19 protein-coding genes and 1 riboswitch are annotated in these 18,677 nt (G+C 63.9%); of the genes, 17 read left to right on the forward strand and 2 right to left on the reverse strand.

Annotated elements, in window-relative coordinates; all coding sequences use genetic code 11:
* Position 1: 1 nt before the first annotated feature.
* Positions 2-373 (reverse strand): proton-translocating transhydrogenase family protein, encoded by a 372-nt coding sequence (locus HPO_RS03180; RefSeq protein ID WP_370454411.1) that lies wholly within the window; start codon positions 371-373, stop codon positions 2-4.
* Positions 370-1,497, reverse strand: a complete 1,128-nt coding sequence (locus tag HPO_RS03185; protein ID WP_035594396.1) for a Re/Si-specific NAD(P)(+) transhydrogenase subunit alpha — start codon at positions 1,495-1,497, stop codon at positions 370-372. Before HPO_RS03185 ends, HPO_RS03180 begins: the two co-directional genes overlap by 4 nt.
* Before the next feature lie 59 nt (positions 1,498-1,556).
* Between HPO_RS03185 and HPO_RS03190 the strand changes: the two genes are divergently transcribed.
* From HPO_RS03190 to thiL, 17 genes are all read left to right on the forward strand, one after another.
* On the forward strand, positions 1,557-2,324 hold the full coding sequence (locus HPO_RS03190) for an SDR family NAD(P)-dependent oxidoreductase (RefSeq protein ID WP_035594398.1): 768 nt from the start codon (positions 1,557-1,559) through the stop codon (positions 2,322-2,324).
* Between the two features lie 30 nt (positions 2,325-2,354).
* A riboswitch (cobalamin riboswitch) is annotated at positions 2,355-2,542 on the forward strand.
* A 117-nt stretch (positions 2,543-2,659) separates the two neighbouring features.
* Positions 2,660-4,510 (forward strand): TonB-dependent receptor plug domain-containing protein, encoded by a 1,851-nt coding sequence (locus HPO_RS03195; protein WP_241767855.1) that lies wholly within the window; start codon positions 2,660-2,662, stop codon positions 4,508-4,510.
* Between the two features lie 17 nt (positions 4,511-4,527).
* Positions 4,528-5,304: an ABC transporter substrate-binding protein gene (locus HPO_RS03200; RefSeq protein WP_051612218.1), complete on the forward strand. Its 777-nt coding sequence runs from the start codon at positions 4,528-4,530 to the stop codon at positions 5,302-5,304.
* Positions 5,301-6,284, forward strand: a complete 984-nt coding sequence (locus HPO_RS03205) for a FecCD family ABC transporter permease (protein ID WP_035594405.1) — start codon at positions 5,301-5,303, stop codon at positions 6,282-6,284. Before HPO_RS03200 ends, HPO_RS03205 begins: the two co-directional genes overlap by 4 nt.
* Entirely contained in the window at positions 6,281-7,030 is a 750-nt protein-coding gene (locus tag HPO_RS03210; protein ID WP_051612219.1) for an ABC transporter ATP-binding protein, read from the forward strand. Before HPO_RS03205 ends, HPO_RS03210 begins: the two co-directional genes overlap by 4 nt.
* Positions 7,031-7,148: 118 nt before the next feature.
* Complete coding sequence (locus HPO_RS03215; protein WP_035594408.1) at positions 7,149-7,391, forward strand: hypothetical protein; 243 nt, start codon at positions 7,149-7,151, stop codon at positions 7,389-7,391.
* Positions 7,392-7,487: 96 nt separating this feature from the next.
* The gene (galU, locus tag HPO_RS03220; protein ID WP_035594411.1) at positions 7,488-8,360 is read left to right on the forward strand and encodes a UTP--glucose-1-phosphate uridylyltransferase GalU; all 873 of its coding nucleotides are present in this window, start codon (positions 7,488-7,490) and stop codon (positions 8,358-8,360) included.
* A 161-nt stretch (positions 8,361-8,521) separates the two neighbouring features.
* Positions 8,522-9,517, forward strand: a complete 996-nt coding sequence (locus tag HPO_RS03225; protein WP_035594414.1) for a threonine ammonia-lyase — start codon at positions 8,522-8,524, stop codon at positions 9,515-9,517.
* 189 nt (positions 9,518-9,706) lie between these two features.
* A complete protein-coding gene (cpaB, locus tag HPO_RS03230) occupies positions 9,707-10,591 on the forward strand; it encodes a Flp pilus assembly protein CpaB (protein ID WP_035594416.1) in 885 nt (294 codons plus the stop codon).
* On the forward strand, positions 10,591-11,889 hold the full coding sequence (locus HPO_RS03235; RefSeq protein ID WP_051612220.1) for a type II and III secretion system protein family protein: 1,299 nt from the start codon (positions 10,591-10,593) through the stop codon (positions 11,887-11,889). The genes cpaB and HPO_RS03235 overlap by 1 nt, the downstream gene beginning before the upstream one ends.
* Positions 11,890-11,891: 2 nt before the next feature.
* Entirely contained in the window at positions 11,892-12,155 is a 264-nt protein-coding gene (locus HPO_RS03240) for a hypothetical protein (protein WP_035594419.1), read from the forward strand.
* The gene (locus tag HPO_RS03245; protein WP_157532646.1) at positions 12,152-13,369 is read left to right on the forward strand and encodes a CpaE/TadZ family protein; all 1,218 of its coding nucleotides are present in this window, start codon (positions 12,152-12,154) and stop codon (positions 13,367-13,369) included. The genes HPO_RS03240 and HPO_RS03245 overlap by 4 nt, the downstream gene beginning before the upstream one ends.
* Entirely contained in the window at positions 13,366-14,742 is a 1,377-nt protein-coding gene (locus tag HPO_RS03250) for a TadA family conjugal transfer-associated ATPase (protein ID WP_035594425.1), read from the forward strand. Before HPO_RS03245 ends, HPO_RS03250 begins: the two co-directional genes overlap by 4 nt.
* 13 nt (positions 14,743-14,755) lie before the next feature.
* Positions 14,756-15,739: a type II secretion system F family protein gene (locus tag HPO_RS03255; protein WP_233349286.1), complete on the forward strand. Its 984-nt coding sequence runs from the start codon at positions 14,756-14,758 to the stop codon at positions 15,737-15,739.
* An 11-nt stretch (positions 15,740-15,750) separates the two neighbouring features.
* Entirely contained in the window at positions 15,751-16,683 is a 933-nt protein-coding gene (locus HPO_RS03260) for a type II secretion system F family protein (protein ID WP_035594428.1), read from the forward strand.
* A gap of 44 nt (positions 16,684-16,727) precedes the next feature.
* Entirely contained in the window at positions 16,728-17,684 is a 957-nt protein-coding gene (locus HPO_RS03265; protein ID WP_035594431.1) for an acetyl-CoA carboxylase carboxyltransferase subunit alpha, read from the forward strand.
* A gap of 9 nt (positions 17,685-17,693) precedes the next feature.
* Positions 17,694-18,647: a thiamine-phosphate kinase gene (thiL, locus tag HPO_RS03270; RefSeq protein WP_035594434.1), complete on the forward strand. Its 954-nt coding sequence runs from the start codon at positions 17,694-17,696 to the stop codon at positions 18,645-18,647.
* Positions 18,648-18,677 lie beyond the last annotated feature (30 nt).

Raw genomic sequence — 18,677 nt, forward strand, 5'->3', positions numbered from 1 at the left:
GTCAGCTCCCCTTCTTCTTGTACATGGCGAGCATGCGCTGGGTGACCAGGAAGCCGCCGAAGATGTTGACGCTGGCAAGGGCGACGGCGATGGCGCCGAGGATCTTGGCGACCCAGCCTTCCGAGGAGAGGCCATGGGCGGCCGCAGCGACGAGCGCGCCGACGACGATCACGGACGAAATCGCGTTCGTCACGGCCATCAGCGGCGTGTGCAGCGCGGGGGTAACCGACCAGACGACGTAATAGCCGACGAAACAGGCGAGCGCGAAGATCGCCGCCAGGAACACGGTGGAGTTGATGCCGCCAGCATCGGCAAAGGCCGGGAGCGCGAAGGCGGCGAGGGCGAGGGAGCTGGCAAGAGCGCGTTTCATCACTTCAGCCTTTCGCTAACGGTTGCGCCGTTCCGGGTGAGCAGCATGGCGACGACGACTTCATCCTCGGTGTCGAGGGTGAGGGCGCCGCCTTCGGCTGTGATCAGCGGAAGGAAGGCGAGCAGGTTTTTGGCGTAGAGAGACGAGGCGTCGGCCGGCAGGCGGGCGGGCAGGTTTGAGAAACCGGCCACTTTCACGCCGCCGACATCGACGATCTCATCGGCCTTCGAGAGCGGGCAGTTGCCACCCTGGGAGACGGCCATGTCGACGATGACCGAGCCGGGCTTCATCGAGCGCACCATTTCTTCGGTGATCAGCACCGGCGCGGGGCGGCCGGGGATCAGCGCCGTGGTGACGACGATATCCTGCTTGGCGATGTGGCTGGCGGTCAGTGCGGCCTGCTTCGCCTGGTATTCCGGCGACATTTCCTTGGCGTAGCCGCCGGAGGTTTCGGCCGCCTTGAACTCGTCATCCTCTACCGCGATGAACTTGGCGCCGAGCGAGGCGACCTGTTCCTTGGCGGCGGGGCGGACATCGTTTGCCGTGACGACCGCGCCGAGGCGGCGGGCGGTGGCGATGGCCTGGAGGCCGGCCACACCGGCGCCCATGATGAAGACTTTCGCCGGGGCAACCGTGCCGGCCGCCGTCATCATCATCGGCATGGCGCGGCCATAGATCTGCGCCCCTTCGATGACGGCGCGGTAGCCAGCCAGGTTTGACTGGGATGACAGCGCATCCATCGACTGGGCGCGCGTGATTCGGGGCGTGAATTCCATCGAGAGCGCCGCGATATTCTTCGCGTTCAGCGCAGCGAGTTCCTCGGCCGGATAGGCAAAGGGCTCCATCAGCGCGATCAGCGCGGCGCCATCGGGCAGGGCGCCGATCTCGCCAGGCTCCGGGCGGCGGACCTTGAATACAATGTCTGCGCCCTTCGCCGCCTCAGCCGCCGAGCCAGCAATACTGGCGCCTGCTTCGGTAAAGGCTGCGTCCAGGAAACCGGCAACGGTTCCCGCTCCTCCCTCGACCGTGACCGTGTGGCCAAGGCCAATTAGCTTCTTGACTGTCTCCGGAGTTGCCGCCACGCGGGTCTCGCCGGGTCGCCGTTCTTTGAGCACTGATATCTTCATGGCGCTCTGGATTAGGTTAAACTTTGCGCCGTGCAATAGTTATTTTGAGGGTTTAGGGCATGAGTATGTTTAGTCTGGCTAATCGCGTGGCTCTGGTTACCGGAGCGTCAAGCGGTCTGGGGCGCCATTTTGCGCATGTTCTGTCCGATGCCGGGGCAACCGTTGTCCTTGCGGCACGCCGGATGGACCGTCTGGAAGAGGTTGCCGCCGCGATCAACCGCAAAGGCGGCAATGCGCTTTCGGTGGCGATGGACGTGACCGATGACGGCAGCATCGTGGCCGCCTTCGACTCGATCAAGGAAGCACTCGGCCGGCCCGCCGACATCATCGTCAACAATTCTGGCATGTCCCGCGAGGGTTGGTTCCGCGACATGAGCGAGGAAGACTGGAACGCGGTGATCGACACCAACCTTACCGGCGTGTGGCGCGTGGCCAAGCATGGCGCCAATGCGATGGTGGCGGCCAAGGCGAAGGGCTCGATCATCAACATCGCCTCGATCACCGGCCTCCATCCGCAAGCGATGACCACGGCATACTGTGTCTCCAAGGCGGGCGTTGACCACATGACCCGCCAGATGGCGCTGGAAATGGCCCGTTATGGGGTACGCGTGAACGCGATCGCGCCGGGCTATTTCAAGACCGAGATCAATGACGATTTCCTCGACAGCGAGCAGGGCATGCAGATGATCCGCCGGATCGCCATGCGCCGCATCGGCGACATCAACGAACTGGCCGGGCCGCTGCTTCTGCTGGCGTCGGACGCGGGCAGCTTCATTACCGGCTCGACGCTCGTTGTGGATGGCGGGCACCTGCTGAACAGTCTTTGAGGCGCTTGCCGCCCCGCAAAATCCGCATTACAGCGCCTTCACGCGACAGGTGCCCGGTAAAGTCCGGGTGAAAAGGGAAGCCGGTGGGAATCCGGCGCTATGCCCGTAACTGTGAGCGGGGAGCCGTGAGAGCCATACGCCACTGGGAAACCGGGAAGGCAGCTCTCTCCGGCGATGATCCGCAAAGTCAGGAGACCTGCCTGTTGCCGTCGTTGGCTCGCCGTCCGGGAACAGGCGTAGGGCCGCGGAAGGCACCTTCCGTTCATGCGACATGTCATGAACCCGCCGCGGGGAGGCAACGCACATCCTCCGGCCAAAGAAGGACCTGTGGACCCATGTTCCTCAGACTTACCCTCATGGGCGCGTCTGCGCTTGTTCTCAATGCTTCTCTCGCGCAGGCTGAAGAAGCCCGCGTGCTTGATCCCATCGAAGTTTCCGGCCTGCGCCCGGTCGAACTCGACAGCGTGACATCTTCCGTATCCGTACTGACGGTGGACGATCTGGCCGTTCGCCTGTCACCCAACCCCGTAGACCAGCTGCGCGCTGTTCCGGGGGTGGCCGTTTCCCGTGCGGGAAGCGTTGGTGGCTTGACCCAGGTGCGGATGCGCGGGGCCGAGGCCAACCATACGCTCGTCCTGTTTGAAGGCATCGAGATTTCCGATCCGGTGAATGGTGAGACAGATTTCGGCCTGCTGACGGCGCTGCCGGTTGGGCGGATCGAAGTGTTGCGCGGGGCGGCGTCTTCGATCCACGGATCAGACGCGATCGGCGGCGTGGTGTCGCTTTCGGCGGCGCGGGAAGCAGGGTTCAACGCTTCTGCGGAGGCGGGCAGCTTTGGCACCGTGCGCGGCGCTGCGGGGTTTGGTGGGCCAAATTTTGGTGCAGCGGTTACCGGCTTTGCGACTGATGGCGTGGACTCCTCTGGCACGGGCGGCGGCAAGGATGGCTCTGAAGCGTTCTCCGGCCTGCTGACCAGCAAGCTTGATCTGGGGGCGGACTGGGCGCTGTCTCTGGTTGGCCTGGCGCGGCAGACGGAGTCTGAATTCGATTCGGATACGGATTATGACGGGCTTCTCAACGACACTGACAATCGCACTGAGGCGGATCAGTGGTTGATCGGCGGCGCGCTGACGGGCGCCTTTGGGCCCCTGGATCATGTGATCCGTGCCAGCTTCAATCAGGTGGAGCGGGACAATTTCAGTGGCGGCGCAAAGACGGATGATGCCAAGGGCAAGCGCACGAAACTTGCCTGGTCGCCGAGCTATACCAGCGGTATCCACACGCTGACCGGTCTGGTGGACTATGAGCGCGAAACCTATGATCGCCGCGACGTTCAGTATGGTGGCGGGACCGATGCGTCCGAAGCGTTTGAATCTGTCGGGTTTGCCGGTGAATACCGCCTTGCGGCCGGCGCTTTCGACTTCTCCGCATCGGCGCGTCATGACGACAACAAGGGCCGGTTTGACGATGCCACCACCTGGCGTCTGGGCGCGGGGTATGCGTTCGATCAGGTGAACGGGCGCATTCGCGGCTCTGTTGGCACGGGCGTGAAAAATCCAACGTTCACGGAACTGTTCGGCTTCTTCCCCGGCAGCTTCGTCGGCAATCCGGACCTGAAGCCGGAAGAGTCCACCAGCTGGGAAATCGGTTGGGAACAGACGGTCGGCACGTTCAGCTATTCGGCGGCCTATTTCAGTGCCGATCTGGAGAACGAGATCTACACCGCCTTCAATCCGGATTTTACCTCCACAGCGGCGAACCGCGCCACTGACAGCGAGCGCAGCGGTGTCGAGCTGGCGGCGCGCTGGCAGGCGCTGGCAAATCTGGCGGTCTCCGGCCAGGCGACCTTCTTTGACTCGCAGGACAATAACGGCGTGGATGAAATCCGCATTCCGGATGCCACCGCTTCGCTGGCGATTGACTGGACGGTGAGGCCGGATGGCCTGCGGCTGGGCGCGGCGCTCGATTATGTGGGCGATCAGGGCGACACGGATTTCGGACCGTTTCCGGCCCGCCCGGTGACGCTGGGTGCCTACACGCTGGCGTCCATCACGGCAGAATATCCGCTCACGGATCGCATTGCGGTGACCTTGCGCGGCGAGAACATCTTCGATGAAACCGCCACTGACATCTATGGCTATAATGGCCCCGGTGCCGGTGTATTCATCGGGCTGAAACTGAAGTGAGACTGAGGCTTGCCGCCTTGCTCCTGATAGGGCTGACCGGCTTTGCTTCGGCAGAGCCGGCCAGCCCTACAATTGTGTCCCTGGACTATTGCGCCGATCAGTTCGTGCTGGCGCTGGCAGACCGGGAGCAGATACTTGCGCTCTCAAAGGATAGCGAACGACAGTTCAGCCATCTGAGGGACAAGGCGGCAGGCATTCCCAAGGTGCGCGCGGCGGCGGAGGATGTCGTCGCGCTCGCCCCGGAGGTTGTCGTGCGCAGCTGGGGCGGGGACGCGCGGGCGCTGGCGCTTTACCAGCGTTTCGGCATCCGCACGGTCCAGATCGGCTATGCAAATGACGTAGACGGCACGGGCGACCTGCTGCGCGAGGTAGCCTCCGCCATCGGGCAGGGGCCGCGGGCGGAGGCTATTCTGGCGGCAGCGCCCAAGCCGGCTGCGCCGAGCGGGCGGGCGGCGCTGTATGTGACACCGGGCGGGGTGAGCGCGGGCAAGGATACGATGATCGCCTCGATCATGACGCATGCGGGTCTTGAGAACGCCAATGCCGGAACGGGCTGGACAAGTCTGCCGCTGGAAAGTCTGGTGATGGAGCCGCCGGGGCTGATGCTGGCGGCGTTTTTCGGGTTTGATGATGATGCGACCGACAGCTGGTCTGTCTCGCGCCATCCGGTGATGCGGCGGCTGATGGCGAAGGCGCAGGTGATTGATATGGACGAGTCCCGCGTGTCCTGCGGCGCCTGGTTCGTGGCGGATGAGGCGGCCGATATTGCCGCCGCGCTGGAGGCGGCGCGATGAGCCGCTTGACGCTCGGGCTGGCGCTGGTGGCGGCGGTTCTGTTTGCGATCTCCGGGCTGTTGGGCACGGCCGCAGTGCCGATCGGGGACGCGCTGGCTGCGCTTGCCGGGCAGGGCGACGCGCGTGTGCAGGCGATTGTCTGGGAATTGCGCCTGCCGCGCGCGGTCGCGGCGTTTGCCGTGGGCGCAGCGTTGGGGCTTGCGGGGGCGGGGTTGCAGGGATTGTTGCAGAACCCGCTGGCCGAGCCGGGCGTGCTGGGTGTGTCTGCCTTCTCTGCTTTGGGCGCGGTGGTGGCGATCTTCTTCGGCTTTGCGGCGGTGAACAGTTTTGCTGTGCCGGTGGCGGCCATCCTGGGCGCGGGCGTGGCCACGCTGCTGCTGGTGTTTGCGGCGATGCGCGGGGCAGGCAGTGTGACGCTGCTGCTGATCGGCATCGGGCTTTCCAGTTTTGCCGGGGCGCTGATATCTCTGGCTCTCAACATGGCGCCGAACCCTTACAGCCTGGCAGACCTCGTGAACTGGATGATGGGCTCGGTCGCCAACCGGTCCTGGCACGACATTCTGCTGGGCGCGCCGGGATGGGTGATCGGGGCGGCGCTGGTGTTTCTGGCGGGGCCGGGGCTGCGGGCGCTGAGCTTTGGCGACGAGACGGCAAACAGCCTGGGCGCAGACCCCCGGCGCATTCGCCTGCTGGTGATTGGCGGCACGTCGCTGCTGGCGGGCGCCAGCGTGGCGACAGCGGGCACCATCGGCTTTGTCGGTATCGTGGCGCCGCATGTGATCCGGCCGTTCGTGCGGTATGACCCGCAACGGCTGCTGATCCCGTCGGCGCTGCTGGCGGGCATCATCCTGATGGCGGCGGATATTGCGATCCGCGTGCTGCCCTTCCAGCAGGAGCTGAAGCTGGGCGTGGCGGCGGCGCTGGTGGGCGGGCCGGTTTTCATCTGGATCGCGGCGCGGCTGGGGAGGGCGTCGTCATGATTTCGGCGGAGCATCTGAGCGTGACGCTGAATGGCCGGGATGTGGCGCGGGACGTGTCCTTCTGGCTGACCAATGGCGAGATGGCTGCGCTGGTTGGCCCCAACGGCGCGGGCAAGAGTTCGGTGCTGAAGGCGCTGGCGGGCGTGGTGCCTTGCCAGGGAGAGGTTCGCATAAGCAGCGCCCCGGCGGACAAGCTGAGCGTGCGGGAGCGGGCAAAGTATCTGGCCTGGCTGCCTCAGACCCGGCCAGTGGCCTGGAACCTGAGGGTGGAGGATGTAGTGGCGCTGGGGCGGTTTGCGCAGGCGCCGGCACCGTTCGACCGCATGGGGCCGGCCGATCAGGCCGCGGTGCGCGAGGCGTTGGACAAGGCCGACGCGACCCATCTTTCCGGGCGGCCGTTTGAGGCACTTTCCGGCGGGGAGCAGGCGCGGGTGCATCTGGCGCGGCTGCTGGCGTCGCCGGCGCCGGTGCTGTTGCTGGACGAGCCGTGCGCAGCGCTGGATGTGGCGCATCAGCTGGACCTGATGCAGGCATTGACGACGGAGGCGAAGGCGGGGCGAACGCTGCTGATCGTGCTGCACGATCTGGAACTGGCGGCGCGGTTTTGCCCGCGCATTCTTGTGATGCAGGCGGGCGCGCTGGTCGCCGATGGCGCGCCGGAGGCGGCGCTTTCGGCGCAGACGCTGGCGGATGTTTTTGGCGTCCGGAAAAACGACAGCGGGCGGCTGGAGCGTGCAAATCGCTGATATTACCGGCCATTTCGGAGCGTTATCTGGAATTTTCACTGCCGCGTTAGGGCGATGTTAGGCCAGTTTTGGGACAAATCCGGACAATTCGGGACAAACAGATCCCAAGGGTGACCCCATGAACGCCGTCAAGAAACCCCATGACCGGGAACCGGAAACGCCCGCCGCCAAGCCGGCCGACGAAATGGCAGAGGCGCCGGCGCGCACGGGCCACCATTCCCCCGTTCATGTTCTGCATTCCCGTCTCGAGGCCGCCTTTACGCCGCAGAATGAAAGCCGGCTGATGCGCATTCTCACCATGCTGCTTGTGGTTGCACTTTCGACCTGGCTGGCAGCGCAGGTTTTGCTGGGCGGGGCCTGAGCGATTTTCACCTGACACTCGCCTGACGGGCGATTTGCTGGACACAGGCAGGATGGGACGCTAGGTCACTGCCGGGTTTCAAGGAGTTTTACGCGCATGCGCGTCAGAAAAGCTGTTCTTCCCGTTGCCGGGCTCGGCACGCGCGTGCTGCCGGCCACCAAGGCCATCCCCAAGGAGTTGCTCCCGGTCGTTGACCGGCCGGTGATCCAGTATGTGGTGGACGAGGCGCTGGAAGCGGGGATCGAGCACATCGTGTTCGTGACCGGCCGCAGCAAGGGCGCGATCGAAGACTATTTCGACCATGCGTATGAGCTGGAAAGCCAGCTGACCGCCAAGAACAAGACCGACATCCTGAAACAGGTGGAGGCTTCGCGCCTTCCGGCAGGCTCGTCCAGCTTTGTGCGCCAGCAGGCGCCGCTGGGGCTGGGCCATGCCGTGTGGTGCGCGCGCGATGTGATCGGCGACGAGCCTTTTGCCGTGCTGCTGCCCGATGTGATCGTGAAGGGCAAACCTTCGAGCCTGAAACAGATGATCGACGTCTATGACAAGGTGGGCGGCAATGTGATCGCGGTAGACCCGGTTCCGGAGGAGCGGGTGTCTTCCTATGGCGTGATTGCGCCGGTTTCGCGCGATGGGCGCCTCATCAAGATGTCCGGCATGGTGGAGAAGCCGCCGCGCGAGAGCGCGCCGTCAAACCTCGCCATCACCGGCCGTTACATTCTCCAGCCGGAAATCTTCGGCCTTCTGGAAAAGCAGGGCGCAGGCGCAGGCGGGGAAATCCAGCTGACCGATTCCATGGCGAAGCTGATGGATATCCAGGATTTCTACGCCTATGAGTTTGAAGGCACGGTGCATGATTGCGGGAACAAGACCGGCTATTTCGACGCCGTTCTGGCCCATGCGCTGGATAATCCGGATACGGCAGACTTTGCCAGGTCTCTGGTGAAGAAGACCGCGCAGGGGCTTTGATCTGATTTTGCCGGGGCACGGGCTTATGCCGGCGCGGGCCTTCCCTCCAGAGGATAAGGGGCACTCAGGCTGACGGGGTGAAATATCCTGTCACATGAAGTGGGAGAGGCGGGTCTTTTACCCGCTTTACCCGGCGTCGCTCTTCTGATTATCACGGCGCCATGACAAAACCGCTGAAACTCCCCGCTTTCGAAGATGTTCTTGCTGCTGCCGAGCGCCAGCGCGGCGTGGTGCGCGAGACGCCGGTGCTGTCGCATCCGGCGCTGGATGAACTGGCCGGGGCGGAACTGCTGATCAAGGCTGAGTGCCTGCAGGTGACCGGGAGTTTCAAGATCCGCGGGGCGATGAACCGGCTGGCGCAGGTGCCCCCTGAAGGAAAGGTGGCCGGCGTGGTGGCGTTTTCTTCCGGCAACCATGCGCAGGGCGTGGCGCGGGCCGCGCGCCTTCTGGGGATGCCGGCGCTGATCGTGATGCCGGCCGATGCGCCGCAGGTGAAGGTAGACGGCGTGATCGCCGATGGCGGCGAGGTTTACCTTTATGATCGCAACACCGAAGACCGCGAGGAAATCTGCGCGCGCCTGGCGGCTGAACGCGGCGCCGTGATTGTTCCGAGCTATGATGATTTTGACATCATCGCCGGGCAGGGCACTGCGGGGCTTGAGTTTGCGCGCCAGGCAGAGGCGATGGGCAAGCCGCTGGACCATCTGATTTCCCCTGCTGGCGGCGGCGGACTGATCAATGGCGTGGCGCTGGCCTTCGGGCAGCTGTCGCCAGCCACAAAAATTTGGGCGGCGGAGCCGGAAGCGCATGACGATTGGGCGCGGTCTCTGGAAGCGGGCGAGATCCTCGCCAATGCGCCGGGCACACGCTCGATCTGTGACGCCATCCTTACGCCAAAGCCAGGCTATCTGACTTTTGCGCTGGGCCAGCGCCAGCTGGCGGGCGGTTTGCGGGTTTCCGATGCAGAGGTGCGCGAGGCCATGCGGATGGCTTTCCGTTACCTGCGCGTTGTGGGCGAGCCGGGCGGATGTGCTGCGCTGGCGGCGGCGCTGAAGGGCGTGCCTGAAGGGATGAAGGGCAAACCCATCGGCGTCATTCTTTCAGGCGGGAATGTGGACGCCGCCCTTTATGCCGGGATCATTGGCGGGGCAGCCTGAAACATGGTTGACGCGAATTAACCCTGTCTGCTTACGGATAATAATTCGTAATCGCACTGCCAGTATGGTTAAATTCACCTTCCGCCCCCGGATGAGATTAACCGCGTCTCTTTCAGGAGACCTTATAACGCATTGCTTAAACCTGTAGCCGGGAACGCAGCAGAAGCTGTGTTGATAGAGGGCTTCAGAATGAAAGCGATACCCCTGATAAGCCTTGGCTTGTCTCTGGCGCTGGGCGCGGGCGCTATTTTTTTCGGGCGTGAATTCATGGGCAACAGCAGCCCGGAGGCGAATGCCGCCGTGGTGGCGGCGCCTGCAATCCAGATGACGCAGATTGCCGTTGCGAAGACGGCGATCGAGCCCGGCAAGCTGATTGATCCTGCAATCGTGGAGCTGCGGGACTGGCCAGAGAACGCCGTTCCGGCGGGCGCGCTGCGCGCCGTTTCCGATCTGGGCGAGAAAGCTTATTCCCGCGGGTTGATGGTGGCGGGTGAGCCGCTGCTGGCGGAGAAGATCGACATGACCGGCAGTGTGCTGACATTGGCGGCGAATATCCAGCCGGGGATGCGGGCCGTTTCGGTGGTGGTTTCCAACGATACCGGCGTGGCAGGGTTTGTGCTGCCGGGCGACCGTGTGGATGTGAACGAGTTTGTCGAGGAGAAGGACGCGCGTGCGGCGCCGGAAGATGCGCGGCGCTCGGCCAATGTGCTGGCGCAACCTGTGCTCAGGGGCGTGAAAGTTCTGGCTGTGGACCAGACGTTTGAATCCGGCCTTGAGGGCGCGCGGCCTTCCAATACCGTGACGCTGGAAGTGACGCCGCAGGACGCGCTTCTGCTGGGCGCGGCGAGCCGGCGCGCGGCGCTGGGCCTTGCGCTGATCGGGCGGGAGGAAGAACTCGCCGAGGTGATCGAGGCGCCGAAGGCGGCGAAGAAACCGCAGACACGCCCGGCGCGGACGGCGCGTGCGCCCACGACGGCCACTGTGCGCGTGATCAATGGATCGGAGGATACGCAGGTGACGACACCTGTGGCGCCGCCGGCAGTTCCTGCTGCGGCAACGGGAGGGACAGGCTGATGCGCAGCATGAAACGTATACTGATGGCTGGAGTGTTGGCAGCGCTCTGCGCGCAGCCTGTGCTGGCCTGGACGCAGCGGTCCGCTGCGGCGGGGGCTGACCGGCTGGAACTGCGCCGGGGGAAATCGGCAGTGGTGGAGGCGGATGCGTCCTTTGCGACCATCGTGGTGGCCGATCCGGAAATTGCCGAGGCGATGCCGACTTCCAACCGCTCTTTCTTCGTGCGCGGCAAGCGGCCGGGCGGGACGACGGTACTGATCTATGATGAAGCGGGCGCGATTGCCGAACTGATCGAAGTTGAGGTGAAGCTTGGCCTGGACGAGCTGCGCGAGGATCTGCGCCGCCTTCTGCCGGGGGAGATCATTGATGTGTATGCGGTGCATGACGGCGTGTATCTCGACGGCAAGGTGACGACGGCAGCGGCCGCGGAAATGGCGCTGCAACTGGCCGAGCGGCATGTGCCGGGCGGGGTGGCGAATGGGCTGTCTGTGGGGCAGAGCCAGCAGGTGATGCTGGAGGTGCGCTTCCTGGAAGCGAGCCGCAATGCGGTGCGTGAAATCGGCTTTGGCAACACGATCAACGCCAATGATGTGGTGGTCGGCACGGAGAGCGGAACGGTTTCCGGCCTGCTGGAGAAGACGCTGGCGGTGTTCACCAATGTGGGCGGCGAGAATATTGATATCCGCCTGCGGGCACTGGAGGAAAAAGGCATTATCCGCACACTGGCGGAGCCGAACCTGGTGGCGCTGTCTGGCGATACGGCGAGCTTTCTGGCGGGGGGCGAGTTTCCAATCCCGGTGGCGAGCCGCGACAATGAAGTGACCGTTGAGTTCAAGAAGTTCGGCGTGAGCCTTGATTTCACACCGACTGTTCTGGGCGATGGTCTGGTGAACCTCCGTGTGCGGCCGGAAGTGTCGGCGCTGGATCGGGGAAATGGCATTCGCGCGTCCAACATCGATATTCCAGGCGTCTCCGTGCGCCGGGCGGATACGACGGTGGAACTGCATGACGGGCAGGCCTTTGCCATCGCGGGCCTGCTTCAGAACAATTACAGCAATGACGTGCGCCAGACGCCATGGGTGGGCAATGTGCCGGTGCTGGGGGCGCTGTTTTCTTCCAAACGGTATCAGCGCAACGAAACCGAGCTTGTCATCATCGTGACGCCGCGCCTCGTTCAGCCTTTCTCGCATCCCGAGGCTGTATCCTCGCCGCTGGACGCTGTGGCCGAGCCGACAGAGGCGGAGTTCTTCCTGCTGGGGCAGACTACCGCAAGTCCCACCGTATTTTCAGGGAACTGACCATGATCAAAATCGTGCGACTTTCAATTCTTGGGGCTGTGTTTACTGTTGCAGCCTGTGCCTCCTATGAGCGGCAGGATCAGTATGTGCTGGGCGAGGCGACGCGGGCGAACATTGCGGCGCAGGCTGTGCGGGATGTGAACCTGCCCAATTCTCGCCCTGTGGAGACGAGTTCCGGCGTGCGCGCGGCCAAGGCCGTCCAGGCGCTGAATGAGGGCAAGACGAAAAAGCTCGCCGATGCCGGCGGAACGGGGGGCGGGGAGTGACCCACGGAGCGATAGCAGCGCAGATGCCGAGCGCAGAGTGCGGGCGAGCGCCCCTACCGCCGCTGGCAGTTCTGGCGCGGGGAGACGTCGCCGCGTCGCTGGCGCCGATGTGTACGGAGCTGTTTGATGTTTCCGCGCTGACGCCGCCGGAGACGGTGTTGCGGCATGGCGGCGGGCTGATCCTGATTGAGCAGGGTATGCCGGGATGGGACCAGCTATTGCTGTTGTTGGCGGTGGAGCGGCCGGGCAGCGCCGTGATCGTGGTGTCTGATCAGCTGCCGGCGCATATGGTGCGGGCCCTGATGAAGATCGAGGCCTCCGACATTCTGCCCTCTTCTGCCGGCGCAGGCGATATAGCGGGCGCTTTCGAGCGTCTTTGTGAGACGCGGGTGGCCGAGCGGGAAAAGGCGCCGCCTCAGGCCTCTGTCTGCTGGGCATTTCGCGGCGCCGTGGGCGGGGCGGGCGTTTCCACTCTGGCGATTGAAAGCGCCTTTGCGCTGGCGCGGATTGTGGGGCCCGGCAAGGTATGCCTGGTTGATCTTAATCTCGCGGACGGGATGACGGCATCCTTCCTCGAAGCAGTGCCGAAGCTGGATCTCAAGGCGCTGTCTGCTGCGCCCGAGCGGCTGGACGCGCGGCTGATGGCCGCCTGGTGCTGGCAGCATGAGGATGGCGTGTCGATCATTGCTTCGCCGCGTGATCCCGATGCTGACGCGCTGGCAACCGAAGCCGCCATCCTGCGCCTTCTGGATGTGGCGTGCAGCAGCTTTGAATATGTGCTGCTTGATATGCCGCGCCACATGATGCCCTGGACGAAGCCCGTTCTGGCGGCAGTGGATCAGGCTATTGTGGTCAGTGAGCTGACAGTGCCGAGCCTGCATGCGGCGGCGGATATGTGCCGGGATATTGACGCGTTGCGCAAGGATGGCAGCAAGGCGCGGCTTGTGCTGAACCGCATGTTCCCGAAGAAGAATTTCCGGGCAGGATTTCCGGTGGAGAAGGCCGAGAAGTCCATCGAGCGGAAGATTGATGTGACCATTACTTCTGATTGGGACGCAGCGCGCACCGCCGTGAACCTCGGCAAGCCGATTGCCGACGTGAAGCCGAAAAGTCCGCTGGTGGCCGATGTGGTGGGGCTGGTGCGCAAGCTGGCGCCGGAGGAGGCGCTCGCCACGCTGGCGGCAAACCATAAAGCCAAGAGGGCGAAGCGATGAGCCGGTTTGGATTTACCAGCGCGGCGCCCAAGCTGCCGGAATCAGCGCCCGTGGCCGTTGCCCCCGTATCGCCCGCGCAGCGCGGTAAGCCGGAGCAGGCTGCGTTTGACCTTCTGGACGCAAAGCTGCGCGTGCATGCGAAGCTGATCGACGAGCTTGATCTTTCCGCGCTCGACAAGCTGGACGACGAAACGATGCGCCGCCGCGTGCGTGGCATCATCAGCGAGATCATCCGCAAGGAAGAGATGGCGCTGTCTGCGGCCGAGGAGGCGTCTTTCGCCGATGCCGTGATGGACGAGATGACAGGGCTTGGCCCGATTGAACCTCTGCTCAAGGACGATTCCATTGCGGACATCCTGATCAATGGCTGCAATCAGGTATATGTCGAGCGGCGCGGCAAGCTGCAGCTGGCGCCGGTGCGGTTTGCGGACAATGATCACCTGCTGCGGATCGTTCAGCGGATCGTGGCCGCCGTGGGGCGGCGCGTGGATGAGAGCCAGCCGCTGGTGGATGCGCGCCTGCTGGACGGAAGCCGGGTGAACGCCGCTGTGGCGCCGATTGCCATTGATGGACCGCTCGTCTCTATCCGGAAGTTTTCAAAGTCTCCCCTGACGATGGACAAGCTGGTGGATTTTGGCGCAATTCCAAAGCCGGTGGCGGAGTTCATTCTGGGCGCTGTGAAATGTCGGGCGTCCACGGTCATCTCCGGCGGCACGGGCTCTGGCAAGACAACGCTGCTCAATGCGCTGTCTTCTGCCATCAGCCCCGACGAGCGCCTGATTACCATTGAGGACGCCGCCGAACTGCAGCTGCAGCAGCCGCATGTGGCGCGGATGGAAACACGCCCGCCGAATATCGAAGGCAAGGGCGAGATACGCCAGCGGGAGCTGGTGAAGAACGCCCTGCGGATGCGGCCGGACCGGGTGATCCTCGGCGAGGTGCGCTCGGAAGAAGCGTTCGACATGCTGCAGGCGATGAACACCGGCCATGAAGGCTCGATGGCAACGATCCACGCCAACAATCCGCGCGACGCGATCACTCGCCTGGAGCAGATGGTGATGATGGGCGGCATGAAGATTTCCGAAGAGGCCATCCGTGGACAGATAGCCTCGGCGGTGAACTTCATTGTTCAGGCAACACGGCTGTCGGATGGTTCGCGCAAGGTGATCTCGATTGCCGAGATTACCGGTATGGAAGGTTCTGTTGTGCAGTTACAGGAAATCTTCAAATTCGAGCGCACCGGCACCTCGCCAGAAGGCAAGGTGCTCGGTCATTTCGCTGCCACGGGCCTGCGTCCCAAATTCATGGATGAGATGGAGCGCAAGGGCGTGTTCATGCCTGCGGGCCTGTTTGATCCCTCAAGCAAGTTCTGAAGGGGCCCCGCCCGTGTTTTCCCTGCCGGATATTGCAAATCTCGACACGCGGCTGGTGATCCCGGCGATCATGGCGGTGGGCGCGCTGGTGCTGGCGGCGCAATCCGTGCTGAGCCTCATTTCGGATGTGCGTACACAGCAGATTGTGAACCGCCGCCTGCAGTTCAAGGAGCGTTTCGCTACGCACAATGAAGCGATGGTGGAGCTGCGCAAGAGCCGGGGTCTGGACCGCGACGGCAATCTCACCATGTCGCTGCATTGGTTGAACCGGCTGATCGTGCGCTCTGGCCTGAAATTCCAGCCGGCGCGCTGGGCGGGCATGTCGCTGGCGGGCGCGGTGGCGTCCGGTGTGGCGGCGTTCATCTATCTTGGCGGCCTGGTGGCGGCCATTCCCGTTTTCCTGGTTGTTCTGATCGGCGCGCCGATTGTGGTTATACGGCACATTGCCGGCGCGCGGGCGAAGAAGCTGGCGACGCAATTGCCGGATGCGCTGCAGATTGTCTGCCGCAGTCTGGAGGCAGGCCACCCGGTCGCCACCGCCGTGAGCCTGGTGGCGCGGGAGATGCCAGACCCGATCGGTACCGAATTCGGCATGACAGCCGATGAGGTGTCTTACGGTATGTCGCTGACCAATGCCGTGCAGCGCATGGCCGAGCGGGCGGGGGATCCGGATGTGGAGCTGTTTGCCGCAACGGTTCGCCTGCAGGAGAAGACCGGTGGCAATCTGACAGAGTTGCTGAAATCGAACACCAATACCATCCGTGAGCGGCAGACCATGCGTCTCAAAGTGCGCGCGGCTTCTTCCGAAGGGCGGGTTTCGGCAATGATCCTTACCTCTGCGCCGTTCATCGTGATGGCGGCGATCCATATGCTGCGCCCGGAATTCTATGGCAGCGTCATCCACGAACCGATGATCCAGTACAGCTTTGCGGGGCTGCTGGTGTGGATGGGCATTGGCAATCTGGTGATGAACCGCATGATCAATTTCAAGATGTAGGGAGACGGATGATGTCTGCGCTGCTCACGTCTGGTCCGGTGGTTCCCGTGGTTCTGGGATTGCTGGCATTGGTGTTAGCCCTGCCGGGGCTGATCTCCTTCGTGCGCAGCCGTCAGGATGCCGGGGATATCGAGCGGCGGCTGACCCAGCGGCCGGGAGCCGCTCCCGTTGAAGCCAAGCGGGGCGAGAACCGGCTGGGCAAGGCGGTGATGGGCATTGCGGACAATGCGGCGCCTACGGACGGGGCGGAAGTCAGCGCAGCGCGCGCGAAGTTGAACCTGGCAGGCTTTACCGGGCCGAAGGCCGTGCCGCGATATTTCTTCGCGCGGTTTGTGTGTGTGGTAATCCCCCAGGTGGGCGTGTTCTTCGCCCTGCCTTATCTGCAGGATTTTCCGAAATACGCCCCGATCCTTGCCTCTATCACGCTGGTGCTGGCGGGGCTGGCGGCGCCGGGAAAGTTTCTGGACACGCGCATTTCCCAGCGCAGGCAGGCCTGCTCGGGCGGCTTTCCGGACATGATGGACCTGATGGTGGCCTGTGTGGAGGCGGGGCTCAGCCTGGACGCTGCCGTGCAGCGGGTGGGGGAGGAGCTGGAGCTGCGCCATCCGATCATTGCGGGGCATATGCGGACCCTGTCTCTGGAGCTGCGGGCGGGCAAATCGCGCAAGATGGCATGGCGCGCCTTTGCCGACCGGATGGGAATCGAAGAGGCCGGATCGCTGGCCACAATGCTGCGCCAGGCGGAGGAAATGGGCACGTCCCTGGGGCAAACCCTGCGTGTTTTCTCGGCAGATATGCGCCAGCGGCGGATTTTGATGGCCGAAGAAAAAGCCATGGCGCTGCCCGCCAAGATGACGTTGCCTTTGATTTTATTTGTTTTTCCGGTTCTTCTGGGGGTGCTTATTCTGCCGGCGGTGGTGATGCTGACCAAGACGCTTGGCTGAAAAGCCGCTAGGCGAAGCGGAATGGGGTTGCTAGTTAGGCGGCCATGGCAACCTATCTTGAATTCGAAAAACCGATTGCGGAGCTTGACGCGAAAATCGCGGAGCTGGAGGCGCTGGCCGCCCGCAAGGATGGCCCTTCCATCAGCGATGAGCTGGCGAAGCTGAAGACCAAGTCGGTCCGGCAGCTGAAACAAATATATTCGGAGCTGAACGCCTGGCGCATCACGCAGGTGGCGCGGCATCCGGACCGGCCGCACCTTTCCGATTTCATCACCACCGTCTTCGAGGATTTCGAGGAGCTGGCGGGTGACCGGGTGTATGGTAACGACGAAGCCATCATCGGTGGCATCGCCCGCTTCAAGGGCCGCTCCGTCGTGCTGATGGGCCATGAAAAGGGCCGCACCACCGAGAAGCGCCTGAAGCACAATTTCGGCATGGCGCATCCTGAAGGCTACCGGAAGGCGGTGCGCCTCATGGATCTGGCGGAGAAGTTCAATCTGCCCGTGCTGTCCTTCCCGGATACGGCCGGAGCTTATCCCGGCAAGGGCGGGGAAGAGCGCGGCCAGGCCGAGGCAATCGCGCGGGGCACCCAGCGCGGCCTGTCGCTGGGCGTGCCATTCGTGACGCTGATCATCGGTGAGGGCATGTCGGGCGGGGCCATCGGCATCGCGGCGGCAAACCGCGTTCTGATGATGGAATATGCCATCTATTCAGTGATCTCGCCGGAAGGCTGCGCCTCAATCCTCTACCGCGATGCGACCAAGGCGAAGGATGCGGCTGAGGCCATGGGCATCACGGCGCCGGAGCTGCTGAAGCACCGGATCGTCGATGGCATCGTCAAGGAGCCGGTCGGCGGGGCCCACCGTGACCCGCAACGTGCCATGGCGGCTGCAGCAAAGGCGATTGATGCCGCGCTTCAGGAGCTGGAGGGCATGACGCCGGCGGAGCTGAGGGCGCAGCGGCGGGAGCGGTTTTACGCCATCGGCCGCGAGGGCCTGTAAGGGCCGCTGATGGCCGAGAAGGACTGGATCCGCCGTTATTTCGCGCCGCTGGCAAAGGCGCCGGGCGCGGCGGGGCTGACCGACGATACTGCTGAACTTTCAAAGGGTTATGGGCCCCTGATCGCCACTGTCGATGCGATGGTGGAGGGCGTACACTTTTTTTCCGATGACCCGATCGAGACCGTTGCGCGCAAGCTGGTGCGCGTGAATGTGTCGGATATTCTGGGCTCTGGCGCGCGGCCAGGGGAGGCGCTGCTGACCTTGGGGTGGCCCCAGGCGGGGCGCGATCCCGGACAGATCCGGACATTTTCGGACAGTTTGGGAACAGAGCTGGACAGATGGGGCATCCTTCTGGCCGGGGGCGACACCGTTATCACGCCGGGCGGCCTGTTCCTGTCGCTGACCCTGACGGGCGAGTGCCTCGGCCCTGCGCCCGTGCGCCGGGGTGGGGGCAGGCCGGGGGATGAGGTCTGGGTGACCGGCGAGATCGGCGCGGCGCGGCGCGGCTATCTCTGGAAGACGGAAGGCCGGGACGAGGCGCGCTGGCTGAGCGCGCTGCAGGCACCTGACCTGCCACCCCTGGAGGCAGGAAATCTCATCGCCAGCCATGCCAGCGCGGCGATGGACGTTTCTGACGGGCTGCTGGGGGATCTGGCGAGCCTGGCGGCGGCGAGCGGGCTGGCGGCGCAAATCGAGCTTGAGCGGGTTCCGTTTGCCGGCAGGGCAACAAGCCTTGTGGAAATGTTGGACCTTGCCTCCTGGGGCGATGACTATCAGCTGCTGTTCGCGGCAAGCCCGCAATCCTCTGGATTTATTGAAAATTCCGGTTTCAAGGTGACCCGGGTCGGGCGATTGACCGAAGGGGCGGGGCTGAGCGCCACGGTCTGTGGAAAACCTGTTAACTTACCGGAAACCCTCGCCTTCGAGCATGGCCGAGTCGGACAGCCTCCCGTTCGCTCCTGACGCGATGCATCTTGCGCGCGTCCGGCGCGG

Source organism: Hyphomonas polymorpha PS728, assembly GCF_000685315.1.
GTDB lineage: Bacteria > Pseudomonadota > Alphaproteobacteria > Caulobacterales > Hyphomonadaceae > Hyphomonas > Hyphomonas polymorpha.

Coding starts and splice junctions, on each gene's coding strand:
- galU (WP_035594411.1), top strand. CDS start 7,488: ATGCGCGTCAGAAAAGCTGTTCTTCCCGTTGCCGGGCTCGGCACGCGC.
- HPO_RS03195 (WP_241767855.1), top strand. CDS start 2,660: ATGTTCCTCAGACTTACCCTCATGGGCGCGTCTGCGCTTGTTCTCAAT.
- HPO_RS03265 (WP_035594431.1), top strand. CDS start 16,728: ATGGCAACCTATCTTGAATTCGAAAAACCGATTGCGGAGCTTGACGCG.
- HPO_RS03240 (WP_035594419.1), top strand. CDS start 11,892: ATGATCAAAATCGTGCGACTTTCAATTCTTGGGGCTGTGTTTACTGTT.
- HPO_RS03215 (WP_035594408.1), top strand. CDS start 7,149: ATGAACGCCGTCAAGAAACCCCATGACCGGGAACCGGAAACGCCCGCC.
- HPO_RS03210 (WP_051612219.1), top strand. CDS start 6,281: ATGATTTCGGCGGAGCATCTGAGCGTGACGCTGAATGGCCGGGATGTG.
- cpaB (WP_035594416.1), top strand. CDS start 9,707: ATGAAAGCGATACCCCTGATAAGCCTTGGCTTGTCTCTGGCGCTGGGC.
- thiL (WP_035594434.1), top strand. CDS start 17,694: ATGGCCGAGAAGGACTGGATCCGCCGTTATTTCGCGCCGCTGGCAAAG.
- HPO_RS03250 (WP_035594425.1), top strand. CDS start 13,366: ATGAGCCGGTTTGGATTTACCAGCGCGGCGCCCAAGCTGCCGGAATCA.
- HPO_RS03225 (WP_035594414.1), top strand. CDS start 8,522: ATGACAAAACCGCTGAAACTCCCCGCTTTCGAAGATGTTCTTGCTGCT.
- HPO_RS03190 (WP_035594398.1), top strand. CDS start 1,557: ATGAGTATGTTTAGTCTGGCTAATCGCGTGGCTCTGGTTACCGGAGCG.
- HPO_RS03185 (WP_035594396.1), bottom strand. CDS start 1,497: ATGAAGATATCAGTGCTCAAAGAACGGCGACCCGGCGAGACCCGCGTG.
- HPO_RS03260 (WP_035594428.1), top strand. CDS start 15,751: ATGTCTGCGCTGCTCACGTCTGGTCCGGTGGTTCCCGTGGTTCTGGGA.
- HPO_RS03205 (WP_035594405.1), top strand. CDS start 5,301: ATGAGCCGCTTGACGCTCGGGCTGGCGCTGGTGGCGGCGGTTCTGTTT.
- HPO_RS03235 (WP_051612220.1), top strand. CDS start 10,591: ATGCGCAGCATGAAACGTATACTGATGGCTGGAGTGTTGGCAGCGCTC.